Below are 19,903 nucleotides of genomic sequence, written 5' to 3'. Positions count from 1 at the left end.
GGGGTGAGGGGCGCGTCGCACGTCGATCGATCAGGCGTCGGCCGTGGCCTCTTCCAGCAGGTTGCGGGTGCGGGAGGAGTCCAGCGGGATGCCGGCACCCATCGTCGTCGACATCGTCGCCTTGCTGATGTAACGGCCCTTGGAGGAGGCCGGCTGAGTCGCAGGATCTCCTCGAGGGCGGCGCCGTAGTTCTCCACAAGCAGCTTGTCGTCGAAGGACGTCTTGCCGATGATGAAGTGCAGGTTCGCGTGCTTGTCGACGCGGAACTCGATCTTGCCGCCCTTGATCTCGGTGACGGCCTTGGCGACGTCCATCGTCACCGTGCCGGTCTTCGGGTTCGGCATCAGGCCACGCGGGCCGAGGACCTTGCCCAGACGGCCGACCTTGCCCATCAGGTCCGGCGTCGCGACGACGGCGTCGAAGTCGGTCCAGCCGCCGGCGACGCGCTCGAGGAGCTCATCGGACCCGACATAGTCGGCGCCGGCGGCCTCGGCGGCTGCGGCGCGGTCACCGTTGGCGAAGACCAGCACGCGGGCGGTCTTGCCGGTGCCGTGCGGCAGGTTGACCGTGCCGCGGACCATCTGGTCGGCCTTGCGGGGGTCCACGCTGAGACGGAAGGCGACCTCGACCGTGGCGTCGTACTTGGTGGTCGAGGTCTCCTTGGCGAGGCGGACGGCCTCGAGGGGCGCGTAGAGCGCGTCGGCGTCGATCTTCTCGACGGCGGCGCGGTAGGACTTGCTGCGCTTCATGCTGCTGCTCCTTGTGGGTGGTGCGATGGAGTCGTGGTCCTCGGGCCGAAGCCGGCCCTGCCACAGGACGCCGGCGGACGGGATGCCCGCCGGCGCAGAGTCGATCAGGCCTCGGTGTCGATGCCCATCGAACGAGCGGTGCCGGCGATGATCTTCGACGCCTGATCGATGTCGTGCGCGTTCAGGTCGCTCATCTTCTGCTCGGCGATCTCGCGCACCTGAGCCTTGGACAGCTTGGCGACCTTGGTCTTGTGCGGCTCACCGGAGCCCTTGGCGACGCCGGCGGCCTTCTTGATCAGCTCGGCGGCCGGCGGGGTCTTGGTGATGAAGGTGAAGGACCGGTCCTCGAAGACCGTGATCTCGACCGGGATCACATTGCCGCGCTGGGCTTCCGTCGCGGCGTTGTAGGCCTTGACGAACTCCATGATGTTGACGCCGTGCTGACCGAGCGCGGGACCCACCGGGGGTGCGGGGGTGGCGGCGCCGGCCTGGATCTGCAGCTTGATGAAGCCGGAGACCTTCTTGGACTTGGGGGGCATGCTGAACTTCCTTCTCCTGGTGATGGGCCCACGCCGTGGGCGATGACCCGGTTGCAGACCTCGCCGCGGCGGCGAGGGGGTGCTGCCGATCAGATCTTGGCGACCTGCTCGAACGACAGCTCGACCGGTGTCTCCCGGCCGAAGATGGACACCAACACCTTGAGCTTCTGGGTGTCGGGGTTGATCTCGGAGATCGTCGCGGGAAGGGTCTCGAAGGGCCCTTCCATGACGGTGACGGACTCACCGACGTTGAAGTCGACCTCGGGCGCCTCGGCGCCCTTGCCCTGCGCGCCCGAGCCGGACGTCGTACGACCGGTCTCCTTGCCCTCGGGCTCCTCGAAGACCGGGTTCAGCATCGTGACGACCTCGTCGATCGTCAGCGGGGACGGCTGGTGGGAGTTGCCGACGAAGCCGGTGACGCCGGGCGTGTGCCGCACCGAACCCCAGCTCTCGTCGGTCAGGTCCATGCGCACCAGCACGTACCCGGGCATCCGGACGCGGGTGCCGACCTTGCGCTGGGAGTTCTTGATCTCGGTGAACTCCTCCATCGGCACCTCGACCTGGAAGATGTAGTCCTCCATGTTGAGGTTGGAGATGCGGGTCTCCAGGTTGGCCTTGACCCGCTTCTCGTAACCGGCGTAGGAGTGCAGCACGTACCACTCGCCGAACTGCGAGCGCAGCTCCGCCATGTAGGTCTCGCGGGGGTCCTCCTCGACTGTCAGACCGTCGGCCTCGACCTCGTCCTCGGCGGCGACATCGGCTTCATCGGCTTCGGCGTCGAGCTCGGCCTGCGTGCCTTCCTCGACCTCGGGGGCGTCGGGGATGCCGGACAGGTCGACGTCCTCGGTGTCCGTCTCGTCGGCGTTGGCGAAGTCGGAGTCGTCGGCGGCGACGTCACCCGGGTCGGGGGTCGCGCGCTGCTCGGAGTCGATGTCGCCGTCGGCGCTCTCCGCGTCCAGCTCGGCCGCAAGGGTGTCGTCCGCGGACGCCGTCTCACCGGCTCCGGAATCGACCCTCGCTGCGTCCGCCTCGTCGGCTTCGGCGCTCTCGGGCGTCCATTGATCCGTCATTGACCTGCTTCCTTCATTACGTCGTGCGTGTGTCGTGCGGGGCGCGCCCAGGCGATCTGCCGGTGCCGGCTGTTCCTGCGCGTACGTCGGTTCGGCGACGTCGTCAGTCTCCGAGTACGAAGCTGACCAGACGCTCGAAGACCTGGTCCAGACCGACGACGAAACCCATCACCAGGCAGATGAAGACCACCACCACCGCGGTGTAGTTGAGCAACTCCTGCCGGGTGGGGCGCACCACCTTGCGCAGCTCGTCGATGACCTGACGGATGAAGAGGACGAGCCGGGCGACCAGGCCCCTGCGGGCAGGCGTGCCCGCGCTCGCACCGCGCTGTGCAGCGGTCGTGCTGGCATCCGTCACCGGCGGCGCTCCTTCTTCTCGTCTGCTTCTTCTTCGTCTGAGGTACGTCTGCATCGGCGTGTCCTCATCGGTCGACGCCGGACGTGGATGTCCTGCTCCGGCCGACGCTGTCGACGCAGGGCACGAGGGACTTGAACCCCCAACCCCCGGTTTTGGAGACCGGTGCTCTACCAGTTGAGCTAGTGCCCTTCACGGGTCACCAGAATGCAACCCCGGGTGGCACGACCGCCCTTCGCCGCTTGCCGCCGCACCCACCGGGTCCGGACAGCAGCCAGCGTGGTTGCGGTCAACCACCCAGCGATCGAGTGTACGCGACCGCCGTGACGTGGCGCGAACCCGCGCAGAGCGACGGCTCCGAGCGGACACTCCGCCCCGAGCGGGCGCTGCTCACAGCCGGTCGAAGATCGCGGCCGTGGCGTCGAGCGTCGGCTCCTCGAAGACGAGGAAGGTGCGGGTGTTGACCACCCCGGGCATCTCCTGGATCACTCCGAGCACGAGCCGGCCGAGGTGGGCGTTGTCGATGGCCCGCACCAGCAGGATCACGTCGAACTCGCCGCCGACCAGCCCGATGTGCACGACACCCGGCAGCTCACGCAGCCGCTCCCGGACCACCCGCCAGTCCGCCTGACGCAGGTTCAGGGTCACGTACGCCGTGGTGCCGAGGCCAGTGGCGACCGGGTCGAGGTCGGCGCGGAAGCCGCGGATCACGCCCGACTGCTGCAGCCGGTCCACGCGCGCGTACGCGTTGGCGCGGGAGATGTGCAGCAGTTGCGCCAGTGCACGGACCGACATGCGCCCGTCCTTGGACAACTCGACCAGGATCCTGGTGTCGATGTCGTCCATCGGTGTCATCTGTCTCACTCTTCCGGGCCGGTAGCGCGCTCTTCTGGACGAATGGTCACCAGATAAGTCTCTATCGAGCACTCTATCTCCGTTTCGACCCGGGTGTTGCGTACGACTGGCGCTCCGCGCAGCATCTCCCCATGACATCTGAGGACGTCCTGGGTCTCCTGCCGGCGGACGATCCGGTCCGGCTCATCGATGCCGATGGCACGAAGGTGCAGGGATCGGGCAGTGAGCGCTACGAACTGCCGTCGGACGCAGACCTGCTCCGCGCGTACGAGCGCCTCGTCGTGGCACGCAGGCTGAACGACCAGGCGAACGCCCTGGTGCGCCAGGGCCGCCTCGCGGTCTACCCCTCCTCGCACGGGCAGGAGGCGTGCCAGGTGGGGGCGGCGCACGTGCTGAAGAAGGGCGACTGGCTCTTCCCCACCTACCGCGACACGGTCGCGGCGGTCGAGCGCGGTGTCGACCCGGTCGACGTGCTGACGCTGCTGAAGGGCGACTGGCACAGCGGCTACGACCCGTACGAGACGCAGGTCGCGCCGGCCACCACCCCGTTGGCCACCCAGTTGCCGCACGCGGTGGGCGTGGCCCACGCCGCGCGCCTGCGCGGGGAGTCCACGGTGGTGATGGCACTGACCGGCGACGGTGGCACCAGTGAGGGCGACTTCCACGAGGCACTGAACTTCGCGGCCGTCTTCAAGGCGCCCGTCGTCTTCTTCATCCAGAACAACGAGTACGCCATCTCCGTGCCGCTGGCACGTCAGTCCGCGGCGCCTTCGCTGGCGCACAAGGGCATCGGCTACGGCGTGCCCGGGCAGCGCGTCGACGGCAACGACATCGCCGCGGTGCTCGCGGTGCTCGGCGATGCCGTCGAGCGGGCGCGCCGCGGCGAGGGCCCCCAGCTCGTCGAGGCGCACACCTACCGCATGCAGGCCCACACGAACGCCGACGACGCCACGCGCTACCGGCTCGACTCCGAGGTGGCGTCGTGGGTCGACCGGGACCCGCTGACACGGCTGGAGAAGCACCTGCGCAGCCGTGGCCTGATGACCGACGAGACGCATGAGCAGGCCAGGGCGGCGGCGGACGCGGTGGCGGAGCACGTGCGCGAGGGACTCAACCGGGACATCGAGCCAGACGCACGCGAGCTGTTCGCCTACGTGTACGCCGAGCAGACCCCCGGTTGCGTGAGCAGGCGGCGCAGGTGGCCGAGGAGTCGAGCCGAGAGGTGGCCGGGCGATGAGCACGATCGAACACGAGAAGCTCACCATGGCGCAGGCGCTCAACCGGGCGTTGCGGGACGCGATGCTCGCCGACGACTCCGTGCTGATGTTCGGCGAGGACGTCGGCGCCCTGGGCGGCGTCTTCCGGGTGACCGACGGACTCAACGAGCGGTTCGGCGACACCCGGTGCTTCGACACCCCACTGGCGGAGTCCGGCATCGTCGGGATGGCCGTCGGGATGGCGATGAACGGGATGCGCCCCGTCGTGGAGATGCAGTTCGACGCGTTCGGCTACCCGGCGTTCGAGCAGATCGTCAGCCACGTGGCCAAGATGAGGAACCGCACGCGCGGGCGGGTGCACCTGCCGATGGTGATCCGGGTGCCGTTCGGCGGCGGCATCGGCGGCGTGGAGCACCACTGCGACTCCTCGGAGGCCTACTACGCCCACACGCCCGGGCTGCACGTCGTGACACCGACGACTCCGAGCGACGCCTACACGCTGCTGCGCGCCGCGATCGCCTCCGACGACCCGGTGGTCTTCATGGAGCCCAAGAAGCTCTACTGGAGCAAGGAGGAGGTCGCGCTGGGAACGGACGGACCCGGCATCGGCACCGCTGTCGTACGCCGCGAGGGGACCGACGCGACCCTCATCGCGTACGGCCCGTCGGTGCCGGTCGCCCTCGAGGCCGCCGAGGTCGCCGCCCAGGAGGGTCGCAGCCTGCAGGTGGTCGACCTGCGCTCGATCGTGCCGTTCGACGACGAGACGGTCGCCGCCGCGGTCCGCAGCACCGGTCGCGCCGTCGTGGTCGCCGAGTCCGCCGGCTTCGCGAGCGTGTCCTCGGAGATCGTCGCCCGGGTGACGCAGCGCTGCTTCCATTCGCTGGCCGCGCCGATCGGCCGGGTGACCGGTTTTGACATCCCCTACCCCCCGCCGAAGCTGGAGCACTTCCAGCTGCCGAGCGTCGACCGGGTGCTCGACGCCGTCGACGATCTGCAGTGGGAGGACCAGTGAGCGACCAGACCTTCCTGCTCCCCGATCTGGGCGAGGGGCTGACGGAGGCCGACATCGTGCGGTGGCTGGTCAGCGAGGGTGACACCGTCGTCGTGGACCAGAGCATCGTGGAGGTGGAGACGGCCAAATCGGTCGTCGAGGTGCCGTCGCCGTTCGCCGGCGTCGTGGCCACGCTGCACGCCGCCGAGGGCAGCACCCTGGACGTCGGCCGGCCGCTGATCACGGTGGCGAGTGCGATCTCGACGCCCTCCCCCGACGCCACCCCGGCGCAAGAGTCCGCTGCGAGCTACCGCGAGGAGGAACGCGCCGGGTCCGGCAACGTCCTCATCGGCTACGGCACCTCCAGCGACGCCCCCACCGGTCGGCGGCGTCGACCGCGCGCAGCCCACGCCGCTGCCGCATCTTCTGTGTCTGCCCCGCCTGCTGCGTCCAGCAGGGACACGATGCCGCCCGCGGCCTCGGCGCCGAACGGCCACCGCGCCGAACCTGCCGCCCCCGCCGCCGCGAAGCGGGTGCCGCTCGTGATCTCTCCCCTCGTCCGCAGCCTGGCCCGCGAGCGCGGTCTGCGCCTGGACGCCATCGAGGCCACCGGGGCCGGCGGAGTGATCACCCGCGCCGACGTCGAGCGCTCCTCGGCCGCGCGATCCACGGCGGCCCCCGTCCCCGCGGTCGGGCCGGTCACCGGCGAGGTGCGCATCCCGCTCAACGGCTTCCGCAAGGCCGCTGCGGCGGCGCTGAGCCGCAGCAGGTCGGAGATCCCCGAGGCGACGGTGTGGGTCGATGTGGACGCCACCGCACTGTGGGAGCTTCGCGAGCGCACCCGTGCCGCCGGCTCATCCGGACCTGGCCTGCTCGCGTACCTGTCGCGCTTCACGGTCGCCGCGCTCAAGCAGTACCCCGTGCTGAACGCGCGACTGGACACCGAGCGACAGGAGATCGTGCAGTTGCCGCAGGTGAACCTGGGCATCGCCGTCCAGGGCGACCGGGGCCTGGTGGTGCCCGCAGTGATCGGCGCGGACGCGATGACGACCTCGCAGCTCGACACGGCCATCCGGCGCGTGACGGCGACCGCGCGCGAGGGCCGCAACACCACCGAGGAGCTGAGCGCCGGGACGTTCACGCTCAACAACTACGGCAGTTTCCGCGTCGACGGCAGCGCCGCGATCATCAACCACCCTCAGGTCGCGATCCTCGGTTTCGGCCGCATCCTGGATCGGCCCTGGGTCGTGGACGGACAGATCTGCGCACGCAGGATCACCCAGATGAGCTTCGTCTTCGACCACCGCGTCTGCGACGGCGGGACTGCCGCGGGTTTCATGCGATGCGTGGCCGATGCGATCGAGGACCCCGCAGCGGCGATCGCCGGACTCTGAGGCACGCCCCCGGCAACGCGCCGGGGGCGTCCGCCCGCCGTACGAGCTCCCCTCTCCCGTAGCGTCGGCTCATCATGCGATCGATCGCGCGGCTGCCCAAGGCGCACCTGCACCTGCACTTCACCGGCTCCCTGCGGGTGCAGACCCTGCACCAGCTGGCCGCCGAGCACGAGCTGCGGCTGCCGGAGTCGTTCCGCGGCGAATGGCCGCCGACCCTCAGCGCGGCCGACGAACGCGGCTGGTTCCGGTTCCAGCGGTTGTACGACGCCGCGCGAGCGTGCGTGCAGGAGGAGGCCGACCTGCGCCGACTGGTGCGGGAGGCCGTCCAGGACGACGCGGCCGAGGGCTCGCGCTGGCTGGAGATCCAGGTCGACCCGACGTCGTACGCCGGGCGGCTGGGCGGCATCTCGCCAACCCTGGAGATCGTCCTGGACGAGGCGGCCACGGCCGGTGCGCAGTTCGGCGTCGGCGTCGGCGTCATCGTGGCGGCCTCCCGGATGCGGCACCCGTTCGAGGCGCGGACCCTGGCGCGGCTGGCGGCCAAGTACGCCGGCACCGCCAGCGGCACGGTGATCGGCTTCGGCCTGAGCAACGACGAACGCCGCGGCGACACCAGCGAGTTCGCGCCCGCGTTCCACATCGCCCGGTCCGCCGGTCTGGCGTCGGTGCCCCATGCAGGTGAGCTGCTCGGGCCCCAGGCGGTGAGCGAGACGCTGGACAGCCTGCTGCCGGACCGGCTGGGGCACGGGGTCCGGGCGGTGGAGTCCACCGCCGTCCTCGACCGGGCACTGGAGGCCGGAGTCGCCTTCGAGGTGTGCCCCGGATCCAACGTCGCGCTCGGCGTCTACCCCGACCCCGCGGACGTCCCGCTGCGGCGGCTCTTCGACGCGGGCGCGCAGATCGCCCTGGGGGCGGACGACCCGCTGCTGTTCGGAAACCGTCTGGTCGCGCAGTACGCCTCCGCGCGCGAGGACCACGGATTCACCGACGCGGAACTGGCCGAGCTGGCCCGCCGTTCGCTGCATGTCTCGCGGGCGCCGACGGAGCTCAAGCGCGCGGCGCTGCTCGACATCGACGCCTGGCTGGCCGAGCCGGCGTAATCGCCCATCGATGGCGAACGGCCGCGCGCACCCATGAGGTGCCCGCGGCCGTCCGCTGTCGCGCTGCGTCAGCGACGCGAGGTCGGGCTGGTCGCGCCCCAGATGTAGGTCGCCTCCTTGTAGACCACGCGGTAGTCGCGCGCGGCGCTGGAGGTGTAGCTCCAGGAGTAGTTGCCGCTCTTGTCGGCCACCACGTCCTTCAGGCCGGTCCAGGTCGAGCCGCCGACCGTCTTGTACTGGATGACGCCGGTCGCCCCCGCCCATGGGACAGGCACCTCGTACACAGTTGAGTACTGCACCACTCGAGTGTTCAGAGTGACCTTTCTGCCCGAGCGGGAGGCGTGCAGGCCCGCCCACGACCCCACCTTGACTGTGGTCTGCGGGGCATCCTGCGTGTACTGGTGGAAGGCGCCCTCGTCGAAAGCACGGTCGCCCTCCCAGGTGCGGGTACCGAGGGGCGTGTCGTTGAACATGGCCCAGTCGGCGCGTTTCTCGTCGTCGAAGACGATCGAGTCGGCCGGGTGGCGCGCGTCCCCGGTGAACCACCAGGCGAGCGGTCCGGGGTGCAGGGCACACCCGCCGGTGACGCTGACGTGAACGGCGTGCTCGGACTGCACGAGGCGCACCGCAGCGGGCACGACCAGCTTGCAGCTGCCGATGGTCGGTAGATCCGGCCGGTCCGTCGTCGCGCGCATCGTCGACGGCAGAGAACGGTTCGAGTCGTGTCGACCATCACCCGTCACTGCGACGGCGTGCCCCGCAGTCGCGGCGCCCAGCGCCAGAGTGAGTGGGATCGCGGCGAGCGCGACGGAACGACGGGACATGGAGGTCTGCTTTCCTGGGACGGCACGGCCCCCTGGCCGTGCACCGCCCGGAGCGTACGTTGAGCGGCACGGCCGCCGGTGGTTCCCCGCCTCCACGAGACCGAACCGTGATGATCGGCCGCAGACGACTCCGGGTCAGTGAGCGCGCTCTCGCAACCCCAGGTAGTCGCTCATGGCGCGCATCTCGAACTCGAACAGCGCGTCCGGGTCCTCGATGCCGCCCTCGAAGCGACCGAACAGTTCGAAGCTCAGGGCCCCGAACAGCTGTGTCCAGGCGAGCAAGCCCCGGGCCACGAGCGCGCCCGGGAGTTCCGGCACGTCGAGGAAGGCGGCAGCGGTGACCATGTCCGCCCGCAGTCCTCGACCCAGCCGGTCCCCCTGCGCTGCCGTCGACGACCTCCCGGCCGCCGCGTCACGCAGGATCTGCGCGAGCAGCAGTTGTGGGCGGCTCGCCGGCCCGACGGTGTCCTCCGGAGCGTGGTAACCGGGCACGGGACTGCCGTAGAGCAGCGCGTACTCGTGCGGGTGAGCGAGCGACCAGGCTCGGATCCCGCGGGTCAGAGCCATCCACCGTGCGTGCGGATCACGGCGGGGCGCCGTGCGTTCCGCCTCGTCGGCGGCGTCGGCCAGTTCGTCGTACGCGTCGACCACGAGCGCGGTGAGCAGGTCGTCCCGACTCGGGAAGTAGCGGTAGACGGCCGAGGAGACCATGCCCACGTCTCGGGCGACCGCACGCAACGACAGGTCGGCACCGTCGGTGGCCAGGTGCCCTCGCGCGACCCGCTTGATGTCCTCGGTCGTCTCGGCGCGGACCCGCTCACGCGCCCCGGTGCGGCGTTCTGTCATGGGCCGATCATGACACATCCGAGAGCAGTGCAAACAAAAAAGAGCAGTGCTCTTGACACGGACCCAGTACCGGAGCGATGCTCGTAACCGAGAGCACCGCTCTCGTATTGCTATCGACAGAGGAGATCATCATGGACAAGCACGTCGTCGTCGGAGCCGGTCCGGTCGGCTCGGCAGTGGCCCACCAGCTGGTGGAGCGCGGCGCGGAGGTCGTCGTCGTCACTCGCAGCGGCACCGCGGTGCCCGGCACCACGGCCGTCGCCGCCGATGCGTCGGACGCCGCTCGCCTCAGCGAGATCTGCGCAGGCGCCCGCGCGATCTACAACTGCATCAACCCGCCGTACCACCAGTGGCAGGAGACCTGGCCGCCGATGGCCCAGGCGCTGCTCGCCGCGGCCGAGAGCTCCGGTGCGGTGCTCGTCACCACCGCCAGCCTCTACCCGTACGGTCCGGTCGACGGCCCGATGACCCAGGGCATGCCGGACAGCGCCACCGGCCACAAGGCCAAGGTGCGCGCCCGGATGACCGCCGACGCCATGGAGGCCCACCGCGCCGGACGGCTGCACGCGGTGGAGGTCCGCGGCAGTGACTACCTCGGCGGCAACTCCTACATGGAGGCCACCATCACGCCTGCCTTCCGCAAGGGACGCACGGCGTACGTGCCGGCCGACCTGGACGCGCCGCACACCTTCACGAACGTGCAGGACATGGCGCGCACCCTCATCGCGGCGGCCTACGACCCGAGCAGCTGGGGCAAGGTCTGGCACGCTCCGAGCGTCGCACCGTCGACGATGCGCGAGCTGGCGACGATCGCCGCGGCCCAGCTCGGCGCGAAGCCCAAGGTCCGGTCGATGCCCTACGCCGCCGTGTGGATCGGTGGGGTGTTCAACCCGTTCGTCAAGGAGATGCGCGAGACGCAGTACCAGTTCCGCGGGCCGTACGTGATGGATTCGAGCGCGGCGCAGGAGCACTTCGGGATCACGCCGACCCCCTGGAGGACTCGGTGCGCCTCGACCTGGCGCACACCGCTCAGAGGGCGTGACCGACCATGACCGGCTCGGCGACCAGCTGCACGCCGAACGCGTCGTGTACCCCGTCGCGCACCTCGCGCGCGAGGGCCGCGACGTCGGCGGCGGTGGCGCCGCCGCGGTTGGTGAGCGCCAGCGTGTGCTTGGTCGACAGGGCCGCCGGACCGGGCATCGCGTATCCCTTGCCGAAGCCCGCCTTGTCGATCAGCCAGGCGGCCGCCGTCTTGATGCCCTCGTCGGACGGGAACCTCGGCGGCCGTGAGACGTCCGGACCCAACCGGGCCGCAGCGCGCTGCTCGAAGAGGTCGAACTGGGCGGAGCTCAGGATCGGGTTGGTGAAGAAGGACCCGCAGGACCAGGTGTCGTGGTCGGACTCCTGCAGCACCATCCCGCGCCGGCCCCGCTGCTCGAGCACGGCAGCTCGCGCGTCGGCCAGGGGCACCCGGTCACCCACCTCGACACCGAGTCCGGCGGCCAGGTCGGCGTACGCGATCGGCTGGGACAGGTCGGCGGGGCGCAGCTGGAAGAGCACGTCCAGCACGACGTACCGCTCGCGGCCCTTGAAGAGCGAGTGCCGGTAGGTGAAATGGCAGTCGGCGTTGGCGAAGGTGCGCACCGCCTCCTCGCGGCGGTCCCAGACCCGCACCTGCGCGATGGTCTGGGAGACGTCCTGGCCGTACGCGCCGACGTTCTGCACCGGCGTCGCGCCGGTCAACCCCGGGATGCCCGACAGTGCCTCGATACCGGACCAGTCGCTGGCGCAGGCCTGCTGCACGAGGTCGTCCCAGGGCTCTCCGGCAGCGACCCGGACGAAGACTCCCCCACACGCGTCGGCGGAGTCCACCTCGACACCGCGGGTCGCGATCCGCACGACGGTGCCGTCGAAGCCCTCGTCGGCGATGACGACGTTCGAACCTCCGGAGAGCACCAGGAGCGGCTCCTCGGCGTCGTCGCACTCGCGGACGGCGTCGACCAGCTCGTCGGTGCTCGTCACCGTCACCAGCCGGCGCGCGGGACCGCCCACCCGCATGGTCGTGAGACCGGCGAGCGGGACGTCGAGCTCCTCCTTCACGCCAGGGTCACGGTCGCGAGCGCCCGCGACAGCACCGCCGTGCCGTCGACCGTCGCCGTCAGCGCGATCGACGCCGTGCCCGCCTGCTCGTCCACGGCCTTTACGCTCGCCTCGACCCGTACGTCGGCGCCGCCGTCGTGCGGCACCGGCACCGGCGCGCTGAAGCGCACGGAGTAGTCCGACACCCGGCCGGCGTCGCCGAGCCAGTCGACGACCACCTGCACGGCGGCGCCCATGGTCCACATGCCGTGCGCGATGACGTTCGGCAGGCCCACGGCGGTGGCGGTCGCCTCGTCCCAGTGGATCTGGTTGAAGTCGCCACTGGCCCCGGCGTAGCGCACCAGGGTGGCCCGATCGACATGGATGGTGCGGCCGGGCAGTTGCTCGCCGACCTGGGGAACCGTGCTCATGCGTCGCCTCCGCCGCGGATCACCAGCAGGGATGTGGCGGTGGTGGTCAGGTCGCCACCGGTGGTCTTGATCTGCGTCTCCAGGGTCACCATCGAGTGGCCGCCGGCGGCCCGGACCCGGGCGATCGTGGTCTGCGCGACGACCTCGTCACCGGCGACGAGCGGCCGGTGGTGGGTGAACTTCTGCTCGCCGTGCACCACCCGCGAGTAGTCGATGTCGGCCTCGGGGTCCAGGATCGCGGCAGCTTCCGCACTCTGGGAGATGCCGATCGCGTACGTCGGGGGCGCGACCACGTCGGCGTATCCCCGGCGTCCGGCCTCGGCGACGTCGGTGTGGGCGGCATCGCGCGCACCCACCGCGGCGGCGAACTCGGCGATCTTCGCCCGGGAGACGACGTACGGATCGGTCGGCGGATAGGTGCGACCTTCCACCTGTGGATTCACGGCCATGGCACGCGAGCCTAACCGGCACCCGGCGGGGGCAGAGGCAGGGCGGCCGGGATCCATCCTCGGCGCCACGTCCGTCAGGGACGGAACGGACGAACCGGCCGCGCCGGGAGCGGTGGACGCTCCCGGCACGGCCGGTTCGGTGGTCGTACGGGCTGACCGAACGGGTCAGCGGGTCTCGCGGTGTGCGGTGTGCTTGCTGCAGCGCGGGCAGAACTTCGCGATCTCCAACCGGTCAGGGTCGTTGCGCTTGTTCTTCTTGGTGATGTAGTTGCGCTCCTTGCACTCCGTGCACGCCAAGGTGATCTTGGGACGGATGTCTGCGCTCTTGCTAGCCACTGGGCTACCTGCCTTCGGGTGATACCGGTTTTACTCAAGGACGATTCTCGTAGCGGGAGCGGGGCTCGATCCCGCGACCTCACGATTATGAGTCGTGCGCTCTAACCAGCTGAGCTACCCCGCCAGGTGGAACAGTCGCATCGGGAAAAATCTTCCCGATGCAGGCGTTACCGAGCCCCCAAACGGAATCGAACCGTTGACCTTCTCCTTACCATGGAGACGCTCTACCGACTGAGCTATAGGGGCCTGCGCGACCTTGGGACGGATCCGACCGACGTGAGTCCACGTGGTCGCCCACCGTCCCGGCAGCGCAGCGAAGAGGCTACCTCAGAGCCGCTTCGATCATGAAATCGTGCTCGGCGCCTGCGCCCTGATCGATCCGGTCATGTGCACCGTGCCCTTGCGGGCATTCGTCAGCGCCAGATCCCATGACGAGTCTCGTTGTTGTGCAACGAAGTTCACGGAAGACGGGATCAGGATGGGTTTCTTGAACTCCACCGTGTAGGTGAATCCGTCGGGCAGGCGGTGGGCCAGAGCCGCGAGCGCGTGCGATGCACTCCACATCCCGTGCGCGATGGTCGTGGGGAAGCCCAGCGCCTTGGCACCCAGCGGATGCAGGTGAATGGGGTTCACGTCGCCGGCCACCGCGGCGTACCGGCGTCCGATGTCTCCCGGCACCCGCCACAGCGCCCCGGCCACCGTCGGCAGCTGAGGGTCGACGCTGCGCAGGGGGGCAGTGCCCGCCACCTTCTGGCCGCGGAAGAGATAGGTGCTGACCTCCTGCCAGACCGTCTCACCGGCCACCGACACCTCGGCGACCAGGTCGACCTGTGCGCCGCGGAAATGCGGGCGCAGGTCGGTCGCCCTGACCTCGATGTCCAGGAGCTCACCGGCCAGGACCGGACGGTGCTGGACGATCGTGTTGGTCAGGTGCACGCTGCCGACGAGCGGGAACGGGAACGCCGCGTCGGCCATCACCCGGGTCTGCAGGGGGAAGACCAGCACGTGGATGTACGTCGCGGGCAGGGTGTCGCGGAGGGCGAACCCGCACACGTCGTCGTACGCCGCGAGCTGGTCGCGATCGACCGACGCGCCGAGCTGCCGCACGACCAGGTCCGGAAGCTCGCGGCCCTTGCGGAACGGGGCCCGGACCACGGCCTGGGCGAACAGCGGCCCGAGCGAGGGCGCCGAGGACAACTCCACGGTGCGTGTCACCTCAGGCCCCCAGCTGACTCTGACCGCAGACGCGCAGGACCTGGCCGGTGACGCCGGCGGACCCGGGCTCGGCGAAGAACGCGATGGCCTCGGCCACGTCGACCGGCTGCCCGCCCTGCAGCAGCGAGTTGAGCCGCCGTCCGACCTCCCGCGTCGCGATCGGGATCCGCGCTGTCATCTCGGTCTCGATGAACCCGGGGGCCACCGCGTTGACCGTGATGTGCCGGTCCGCGAGCTCCTGCGACAGCTCGCGCACCATGCCGATCACACCGGCCTTGGACGCCGCGTAGTTGGACTGGCCGCGGTTGCCGCCGATCCCGCTGATCGAGGCGACGCTGACGATGCGGCCGCCGTCGCGCAGGCCACCGGCCGTGGCCGGGTCGAGCAGCACCTTGTTCATCCGGAACTGACTGCGCACGTTGACGTCGAGCACGCTGCCCCACCGGCCCTCGTCGATGTTGACGAAGAGCTTGTCGCGGGTGATGCCGGCGTTGTGCACGATCACGTCGAGGTGGCCGGACAGCCGGCTGACCGCGGCGGCGATCCGCTCGCCCGCGTCGGGCGCCGTGACGTCCAGTTGCAGTGCGGTCCCGCCGATCTCGTTGGCCACCGCAGCCAGCGAATCGCCTGCCGCCGGGATGTCGACGGCGATGACCTCGGCGCCGGCCCGGGCGAACACCCGGGCGATCTGCGCACCGATGCCGCGCGCGGCACCGGTGATGACGGCCACCTGGCCGCGCAGCGGCGCGTGCACGTCCTCGGGCTGCTGCACCGGTGCCTCGAGCACACGGATCGGCTGGCCCGAGACGTAGGCCGAGCGGCTGGACAACAGGAAGCGCAGCGGGGCCTCGAGGACGCCGCGGTCACCGGATGCCTCGCTCGCCACCCAGAGCAGGTTGGCGGTGCCGCCGGCGCGCATCTCCTTGCCGAGCGAGCGGGTGATGCCCTCCAGCGCCTGCTGCGTGGCGGCGCCTTCGGCGTCGTGGACGTCGGCCGGCGGCGTGCCCAGCACGACCAGGCGGCCGTTCTTGCCGAGCGCCTTGAGTGCCGGGCCGAGGACGGCGCGCAACTGCTCCAACTCATCGAGGGTGCGAGCGCCGGAGCCGTCGAAGACGACGGCCGCCGGCTTGCTGCCGTACTCCGTGTCCGCAGTTGCCTCGATGCGCGCCACGCCGGCGTCGGCCAGGATCGCCTCCACCGCAGCGACGTTCGGGCCCTCGCCGATGCCGCCCACGGCGACGGAGCCGTCGACCAGCACCTGCCCGGGCTCGTAGCGACGCAGGATCGTGGGGCGGGGCAGCCCGAGCTGCACCGCGATCTTCTTGCCGATGCCCTGGTTGACCAGGGTCGTCAGGGTGTCGGTCATTCCGCTGCCTCCAGGATCGCGACGACGCCGATACCACCGGCGGCACAGATGGAGACCAGGCCGCGGCCCGATCCCTTCTCGTGCAGGAGTTTCGAGAGGGTGGCGACGATGCGCGCACCGGTCGCGGCGAACGGGTGTCCCGCCGCGAGCGAGGATCCGGCGACGTTCAGCTTGGAGCGGTCGATCGCGCCGAGCGGCTCGTCCAGGCCCAGGCGCTCCTTGCAGAACGCCGGGTCCTCCATGGCCGCGAGGTGGCAGAGCACCGTCGAGGCGAACGCCTCGTGGATCTCGTAGAAGTCGAAGTCCTGCAGCGTCAGGCCGTTGCGCTTCAGTAGACGCGCGATCGCGTACGGAGGAGCCATCAGCAGGCCCTCGTCACCGAACACGTAGTCCACAGCGGCGGTCTCGGCGTCCACGAAGCGCGCCAGCGGGGTCAGCTCGTGCTCCTGGGCCCATTCCCGCGAACCGAGCAGCACCGCGGACGCGCCGTCGGTGAGCGGCGTGGAATTGCCGGCGGTCATGGTGGCCGCGTCGCCCTTGCCGAAGACCGGCTTGAGGGTCGCCAGCTTCTCGACCGAGCTGTCCGGCCGCAGGTTCTGGTCGCGGGTGACCCCCAGGTAGGGCGTCACCAGGTCGTCGAAGAAGCCGCGGTCGTACGCCGCCGCGAGGTGCTGGTGGCTGGCCACCGTGAGCTCGTCCTGCGCCTCCCGGGTGACTCCCCAGGCCTTCGCGGTGATGGCCATGTGGTCGCCCATCGACAGCCCGGTGCGGGGCTCGCCGTTCTTCGGCTGCTCGGGCGCGAGCTGCGAGGGTCGGATCTTGAGCAGGGCCGAGATCCGCTGCTTCGGGGTCTTGGCGTAGTTGGCCTTGAGCAGCGTCTTGCGCAGGTCGTCGTTGACCGCGAGCGGGGCGTCGGACGTGGTGTCCGAACCGCCGGCGATCGCCGAGTCGATCTGACCGAGCGCGATCTTGTTGGCCGTGAGGATGGTGGCCTCCAGGCCGGTCCCGCAGGCCTGCTGCACGTCGTACGCCGGGGTGGCGGGTGACAGGTGGGAGCCGAGGACGGCCTCGCGGGTCAGGTTGAAGTCGCGCGAATGCTTGATCACGGCACCCGCCGCGACCTCGCCGAGGCGCTCGCCCTGCAGGTGGTAGCGAGCGACCAGGCCGTCGATCGCAGCCGTCAGCATGTCCTGGTTCGAGGCCTTGAGGTATTTGCTGCCGGACCGGGCGAACGGGATGCGGTTGCCGCCGAGCACGAACACGTCGCGTGGGCTCATCGATTCATCTCCTGCAGGTGAGGGGTCCCCGTCGGCCGGGGAGAAGTTACCGGTACTCAAAGTAGCAGATACACCGCGTTTCGGATACTCTGTTCTCCATGACCAGATCCCGCACGCACCGTGTCGACGGGCGCGACGCGCGATGGACCGCCCACCGCGAAGAGCGGCGGGTGCAGTTGACGGAGTCCGCCCTTCGGGCGATCCGCAGGCATGGCGCAGGCGTGGGCATGGACGAGATCGCGGCCGAGGCGGGCACCAGCAAGACCGTGATCTACCGCCACCTCGGCGACCGACTCGGCCTCTACCTCGCGGTCTGCGCGTCGGTGGACCGGCTGATCCTGGCGGACTTCAGCGCCGCGCTGGACCGCACCGATGCGGCCCGCCGGCCGTCGTCGGTCGACCCGCGCAGCGTGCTCATCGCCGCCATCGACAGCTACCTGGCACTGGTCGAGAACGACCCCGAGGTCTACCGCTTCGTGACCCGTCCCCCGCAGGTCCAGGTCCCCCGGGATTCCGACCCGGTGATCGGCCTGTCGGCGAGCATCGCCGAGCGGCTGAGCGACCTACTCGCCGCCAATCTTCGCGAAGGGGGACGCGACGAGGCGCTGGCCCCGATTCTGGCCGCCGGACTCGTCGGTTTCGTGCGAGAGTCTGCCGACAGCTGGGTCACCGACCCGCAACGTGTGCCTCGCGCGGAGATCGTGGAGCAGCTTGCGGAATTCGCCGCAGTCGGCTTGAACGGATTCATCGAGAACCATCAGAGAGAGTCGTGATGACCACCACCTCCACGTCAGACCCGCACCCGGACGCCGCCCAGCAGGCGCGTTCGAAGGCTCAGGACTCGACCACGGCAGCGTCCAGCCCGTCGTCGGTCACCCCGACGCCGGGCATCTCACCGGTCGCGGAGCAGCTGCGCCGCACGGTCGACGGTGCGTGGTGGGAGCTGCGCGAACGCGCCCGCACCGAGCTGGCCCCCGAGGATCTCCTCGGCGAGCCGGGACTCCCCGTCGAGGAGCAGCGCGAGCGGGTGCTGCGCCAGCTGCTGCGGGTCGCGGAGCAGGGCTACGGCCGGGTCGGCTTCCCCACGGAGTACGGCGGTAAGTACGACTACGGCGCCTCGTGCGTGCTGTTCGAGATGCAGGCCCTCGGCGACCTCTCACTGCTGGTGAAGACCGGCGTGCAATTCGGGCTCTTCGGTGGCGTGGTGATGCGCCTCGGCACCGACCGTCACTTCGCCACGTACCTCGAGGACATCATGACCTGCAAGCTCCTCGGGTGCTTCGCGATGACCGAGGTGGGCCACGGGAGCAACGTGCAGCGCCTGGAGACCACCGCGGTGTACGACGGTGCGACGGGGGAGATCGTCCTGGATTCCCCCACGGAGTCCTCGGTCAAGACCTACATCGGCAACGCCGCACGAGACGGACGGATGGCTGCCGTCTTCGCGCAGCTGCGGACAGCAGAGGGTGAGCACGGCGTCCACGCCATACTCGTGCCCATCCGCGACGACGCGGGCAACCCCATGCCCGGCGTCACGATCGGCGACAACGGCGACAAGGCAGGACTGCCCGGCGTAGACAACGGCACCCTCGCCTTCCACGGCGTACGCGTACCGAAGGCCAACCTGCTCAACGCCTTCGGCGACATCGACGACGACGGTCGCTACGTGTCGGACATCGAGAGCTCGAACCGCCGTTTCTTCACGATGCTCGGCACCCTGGTGCGCGGGCGGGTCTGCGTCGGTGGCGGGTCCGGTGCGGCCGCGAAGAAGGCGCTCGCCATCGCGCTCCGCTACGGCTCGGTGCGCCGCCAGTTCGAGGCGCCCGGCCAGGAGGAGGAGACCGTCGTCCTGGACTACCTGGCCCACCAGCGCAAGCTACTGCCGCGCCTCGCGAAGTCCTACGCCCTCAGCTTCGCGCAGAACTCTGTGACCGAGATGCTGCAGGAACTGCACGGCACCCCCCAGGTCGACGGTCAGGAGCGCGACGAGAACGCCGGCCGCGAACTCGAGACCCGCGTCGCCGGGCTCAAGGCCACCACCACATGGCATGCCGTCGACACCATCCAGGTGTGCCGCGAGGCATGCGGCGGAGCTGGTTACCTCGCCGACAATCAACTCGGTCAGATGCGCGCGGACGTCGACGTCTTCGCCACCTTCGAGGGCGACAACACCGTGCTGATGCAGCTGGTCGCCAAGGGACTGCTGACCGAGTTCGCCGAGGTATGGGGCGGTCTCGCCGGTCCGGAGTTGGTGAGCAAGCTGGGCAAGCAGGTCGCGGGCGGTGTGGTCGAGCGCACCACCGGGCGTGCCGGCATCCAGCGACTGGTCGACCTGGCCAAGCGCCGCGACAACGAGAGCGCGATGGACGACCACGGCTGGCTCCTGTCGATGTTCGAGCAGCGGGCCGACCACGCCCTGGAGACGTTGGGCATGCGGCTGCGCAAGGCGAACAAGGAGAACGCCTTCGAGCTGTTCAACAACGCCCAGGACCACGTGCTCTTCGCGGCCCGCACCCACATCGACCGGGTCATCCTGGAAGAGGCGCAGGCGGCGTACATGGAAATGACCGGCGGCCCCGCCAAGGAACTGCTCGGTCGCACGCTGACTCTCTACGCGTTGGACTCCATCGAGCAGGACAAGGCCTGGTTCATCGAGCACGGCCGCCTCAACACGACCCGCTCACGTCTGGTCACGGCGACCGTCAACGAGCTGTGCGGCGAGCTGCGCGGCCACGTGACCGATCTGGTGGACGCGCTCGGAATCCCCGACGAGCTCATCACCGCACCCATCGCCCAGCGCTGAGCGAACC

The 19,903-nt window shown here is 70.0% G+C and carries 19 protein-coding genes, 3 tRNA genes and 2 pseudogenes; 7 read left to right on the top strand and 17 right to left on the bottom strand.

Annotated features, from left to right (window positions below; all coding sequences use genetic code 11):
- Window positions 1-30 precede the first annotated feature (30 nt).
- The 6 genes and pseudogenes from rplA to LVQ62_RS06995 all read right to left on the bottom strand — a co-directional run bounded on the left by rplA (window position 31) and on the right by LVQ62_RS06995 (window position 3,568).
- Window positions 31-749, bottom strand: a pseudogene (gene rplA / locus LVQ62_RS07020) (50S ribosomal protein L1).
- Window positions 750-853: 104 nt separating this feature from the next.
- Window positions 854-1,288 carry a 50S ribosomal protein L11 gene (gene rplK, locus LVQ62_RS07015; RefSeq protein WP_233766906.1) on the bottom strand — a complete coding sequence of 145 codons (435 nt, stop codon included), beginning with the start codon at window positions 1,286-1,288 and terminating at the stop codon, window positions 854-856.
- Window positions 1,289-1,377: 89 nt separating this feature from the next.
- Window positions 1,378-2,358 carry a transcription termination/antitermination protein NusG gene (gene nusG / locus LVQ62_RS07010; protein ID WP_233766902.1) on the bottom strand — a complete coding sequence of 327 codons (981 nt, stop codon included), beginning with the start codon at window positions 2,356-2,358 and terminating at the stop codon, window positions 1,378-1,380.
- Window positions 2,359-2,461: 103 nt separating this feature from the next.
- Window positions 2,462-2,716 (bottom strand): preprotein translocase subunit SecE, encoded by a 255-nt coding sequence (secE, locus tag LVQ62_RS07005; RefSeq protein ID WP_233766900.1) that lies wholly within the window; start codon window positions 2,714-2,716, stop codon window positions 2,462-2,464.
- 116 nt (window positions 2,717-2,832) lie between these two features.
- Window positions 2,833-2,905, bottom strand: a tRNA-Trp gene (locus LVQ62_RS07000).
- A gap of 198 nt (window positions 2,906-3,103) precedes the next feature.
- Window positions 3,104-3,568: an Lrp/AsnC family transcriptional regulator gene (locus tag LVQ62_RS06995; protein WP_233766893.1), complete on the bottom strand. Its 465-nt coding sequence runs from the start codon at window positions 3,566-3,568 to the stop codon at window positions 3,104-3,106.
- A 131-nt stretch (window positions 3,569-3,699) separates the two neighbouring features.
- On the opposite strand from LVQ62_RS06995, the pseudogene LVQ62_RS06990 reads away from it, so the two are divergent.
- The 4 genes and pseudogenes from LVQ62_RS06990 to LVQ62_RS06975 form a co-directional block, all read left to right on the top strand.
- A pseudogene (locus LVQ62_RS06990) lies at window positions 3,700-4,689 on the top strand (thiamine pyrophosphate-dependent enzyme); the annotation flags it as partial.
- Between the two features lie 112 nt (window positions 4,690-4,801).
- The gene (locus LVQ62_RS06985; protein WP_233766891.1) at window positions 4,802-5,797 is read left to right on the top strand and encodes an alpha-ketoacid dehydrogenase subunit beta; all 996 of its coding nucleotides are present in this window, start codon (window positions 4,802-4,804) and stop codon (window positions 5,795-5,797) included.
- On the top strand, window positions 5,794-7,170 hold the full coding sequence (locus LVQ62_RS06980) for a dihydrolipoamide acetyltransferase family protein (protein WP_233766888.1): 1,377 nt from the start codon (window positions 5,794-5,796) through the stop codon (window positions 7,168-7,170). The genes LVQ62_RS06985 and LVQ62_RS06980 overlap by 4 nt, the downstream gene beginning before the upstream one ends.
- A gap of 74 nt (window positions 7,171-7,244) precedes the next feature.
- On the top strand, window positions 7,245-8,270 hold the full coding sequence (locus LVQ62_RS06975) for an adenosine deaminase (RefSeq protein ID WP_233766884.1): 1,026 nt from the start codon (window positions 7,245-7,247) through the stop codon (window positions 8,268-8,270).
- A 68-nt stretch (window positions 8,271-8,338) separates the two neighbouring features.
- On the opposite strand, the gene LVQ62_RS06970 is transcribed toward LVQ62_RS06975, so the two are convergent.
- Both LVQ62_RS06970 and LVQ62_RS06965 read right to left on the bottom strand, forming a co-directional pair.
- Window positions 8,339-9,094: a hypothetical protein gene (locus LVQ62_RS06970; RefSeq protein ID WP_233766882.1), complete on the bottom strand. Its 756-nt coding sequence runs from the start codon at window positions 9,092-9,094 to the stop codon at window positions 8,339-8,341.
- Window positions 9,095-9,229: 135 nt separating this feature from the next.
- The gene (locus LVQ62_RS06965; RefSeq protein WP_233766880.1) at window positions 9,230-9,940 is read right to left on the bottom strand and encodes a TetR/AcrR family transcriptional regulator; all 711 of its coding nucleotides are present in this window, start codon (window positions 9,938-9,940) and stop codon (window positions 9,230-9,232) included.
- A gap of 131 nt (window positions 9,941-10,071) precedes the next feature.
- On the opposite strand from LVQ62_RS06965, the gene LVQ62_RS06960 reads away from it, so the two are divergent.
- Complete coding sequence (locus tag LVQ62_RS06960) at window positions 10,072-10,992, top strand: NAD-dependent epimerase/dehydratase family protein (RefSeq protein WP_233766878.1); 921 nt, start codon at window positions 10,072-10,074, stop codon at window positions 10,990-10,992.
- On the opposite strand, the gene LVQ62_RS06955 is transcribed toward LVQ62_RS06960, so the two are convergent.
- The 9 genes from LVQ62_RS06955 to LVQ62_RS06915 all read right to left on the bottom strand — a co-directional run bounded on the left by LVQ62_RS06955 (window position 10,970) and on the right by LVQ62_RS06915 (window position 17,093).
- Window positions 10,970-12,040: a UDP-N-acetylmuramate dehydrogenase gene (locus tag LVQ62_RS06955; protein WP_233766874.1), complete on the bottom strand. Its 1,071-nt coding sequence runs from the start codon at window positions 12,038-12,040 to the stop codon at window positions 10,970-10,972. The two genes, LVQ62_RS06960 and LVQ62_RS06955, sit on opposite strands and share 23 nt — an antisense overlap.
- Window positions 12,037-12,450, bottom strand: coding sequence for a MaoC/PaaZ C-terminal domain-containing protein (locus LVQ62_RS06950; protein ID WP_233766872.1), 414 nt, complete (start codon window positions 12,448-12,450; stop codon window positions 12,037-12,039). The genes LVQ62_RS06955 and LVQ62_RS06950 overlap by 4 nt, the downstream gene beginning before the upstream one ends.
- Window positions 12,447-12,899, bottom strand: a complete 453-nt coding sequence (locus tag LVQ62_RS06945; RefSeq protein ID WP_179482679.1) for a MaoC family dehydratase N-terminal domain-containing protein — start codon at window positions 12,897-12,899, stop codon at window positions 12,447-12,449. The genes LVQ62_RS06950 and LVQ62_RS06945 overlap by 4 nt, the downstream gene beginning before the upstream one ends.
- Before the next feature lie 165 nt (window positions 12,900-13,064).
- The gene (rpmG, locus tag LVQ62_RS06940) at window positions 13,065-13,235 is read right to left on the bottom strand and encodes a 50S ribosomal protein L33 (RefSeq protein ID WP_179482681.1); all 171 of its coding nucleotides are present in this window, start codon (window positions 13,233-13,235) and stop codon (window positions 13,065-13,067) included.
- 50 nt (window positions 13,236-13,285) lie between these two features.
- Window positions 13,286-13,359: transfer RNA gene (locus tag LVQ62_RS06935), tRNA-Met, on the bottom strand.
- 49 nt (window positions 13,360-13,408) lie between these two features.
- Window positions 13,409-13,481: transfer RNA gene (locus LVQ62_RS06930), tRNA-Thr, on the bottom strand.
- 96 nt (window positions 13,482-13,577) lie between these two features.
- Window positions 13,578-14,450 carry a MaoC/PaaZ C-terminal domain-containing protein gene (locus tag LVQ62_RS06925; protein WP_233766869.1) on the bottom strand — a complete coding sequence of 291 codons (873 nt, stop codon included), beginning with the start codon at window positions 14,448-14,450 and terminating at the stop codon, window positions 13,578-13,580.
- A 1-nt stretch (window position 14,451) separates the two neighbouring features.
- A complete protein-coding gene (locus LVQ62_RS06920) occupies window positions 14,452-15,816 on the bottom strand; it encodes a 3-oxoacyl-ACP reductase (RefSeq protein WP_233766867.1) in 1,365 nt (454 codons plus the stop codon).
- Window positions 15,813-17,093 carry an acetyl-CoA C-acetyltransferase gene (locus tag LVQ62_RS06915; protein WP_179482685.1) on the bottom strand — a complete coding sequence of 427 codons (1,281 nt, stop codon included), beginning with the start codon at window positions 17,091-17,093 and terminating at the stop codon, window positions 15,813-15,815. Before LVQ62_RS06915 ends, LVQ62_RS06920 begins: the two co-directional genes overlap by 4 nt.
- 98 nt (window positions 17,094-17,191) lie before the next feature.
- Between LVQ62_RS06915 and LVQ62_RS06910 the strand changes: the two genes are divergently transcribed.
- On the top strand, window positions 17,192-17,866 hold the full coding sequence (locus LVQ62_RS06910) for a TetR/AcrR family transcriptional regulator (RefSeq protein ID WP_179482687.1): 675 nt from the start codon (window positions 17,192-17,194) through the stop codon (window positions 17,864-17,866).
- Window positions 17,866-19,896, top strand: a complete 2,031-nt coding sequence (locus LVQ62_RS06905) for an acyl-CoA dehydrogenase (protein ID WP_233766865.1) — start codon at window positions 17,866-17,868, stop codon at window positions 19,894-19,896. Before LVQ62_RS06910 ends, LVQ62_RS06905 begins: the two co-directional genes overlap by 1 nt.
- The last annotated feature ends 7 nt before the right edge of the window (window positions 19,897-19,903 follow it).

This window comes from Allobranchiibius sp. GilTou73, from assembly GCF_021391335.1.
Taxonomy (GTDB): domain Bacteria; phylum Actinomycetota; class Actinomycetes; order Actinomycetales; family Dermatophilaceae; genus Allobranchiibius; species Allobranchiibius huperziae.
Note: the sequence above shows the minus strand (reverse complement) of the source record. Positions and strands in the feature narration are given on the sequence as shown.

Coding starts and splice junctions, on each gene's coding strand:
- LVQ62_RS06995 (WP_233766893.1), bottom strand. CDS start 3,568: ATGACACCGATGGACGACATCGACACCAGGATCCTGGTCGAGTTGTCC.
- LVQ62_RS06985 (WP_233766891.1), top strand. CDS start 4,802: ATGAGCACGATCGAACACGAGAAGCTCACCATGGCGCAGGCGCTCAAC.
- rplK (WP_233766906.1), bottom strand. CDS start 1,288: ATGCCCCCCAAGTCCAAGAAGGTCTCCGGCTTCATCAAGCTGCAGATC.
- nusG (WP_233766902.1), bottom strand. CDS start 2,358: ATGACGGATCAATGGACGCCCGAGAGCGCCGAAGCCGACGAGGCGGAC.
- LVQ62_RS06965 (WP_233766880.1), bottom strand. CDS start 9,940: ATGACAGAACGCCGCACCGGGGCGCGTGAGCGGGTCCGCGCCGAGACG.
- LVQ62_RS06915 (WP_179482685.1), bottom strand. CDS start 17,093: ATGAGCCCACGCGACGTGTTCGTGCTCGGCGGCAACCGCATCCCGTTC.
- LVQ62_RS06920 (WP_233766867.1), bottom strand. CDS start 15,816: ATGACCGACACCCTGACGACCCTGGTCAACCAGGGCATCGGCAAGAAG.
- LVQ62_RS06945 (WP_179482679.1), bottom strand. CDS start 12,899: ATGGCCGTGAATCCACAGGTGGAAGGTCGCACCTATCCGCCGACCGAT.
- LVQ62_RS06975 (WP_233766884.1), top strand. CDS start 7,245: ATGCGATCGATCGCGCGGCTGCCCAAGGCGCACCTGCACCTGCACTTC.
- LVQ62_RS06905 (WP_233766865.1), top strand. CDS start 17,866: ATGACCACCACCTCCACGTCAGACCCGCACCCGGACGCCGCCCAGCAG.
- LVQ62_RS06950 (WP_233766872.1), bottom strand. CDS start 12,450: ATGAGCACGGTTCCCCAGGTCGGCGAGCAACTGCCCGGCCGCACCATC.
- LVQ62_RS06910 (WP_179482687.1), top strand. CDS start 17,192: ATGACCAGATCCCGCACGCACCGTGTCGACGGGCGCGACGCGCGATGG.
- LVQ62_RS06970 (WP_233766882.1), bottom strand. CDS start 9,094: ATGTCCCGTCGTTCCGTCGCGCTCGCCGCGATCCCACTCACTCTGGCG.
- LVQ62_RS06960 (WP_233766878.1), top strand. CDS start 10,072: ATGGACAAGCACGTCGTCGTCGGAGCCGGTCCGGTCGGCTCGGCAGTG.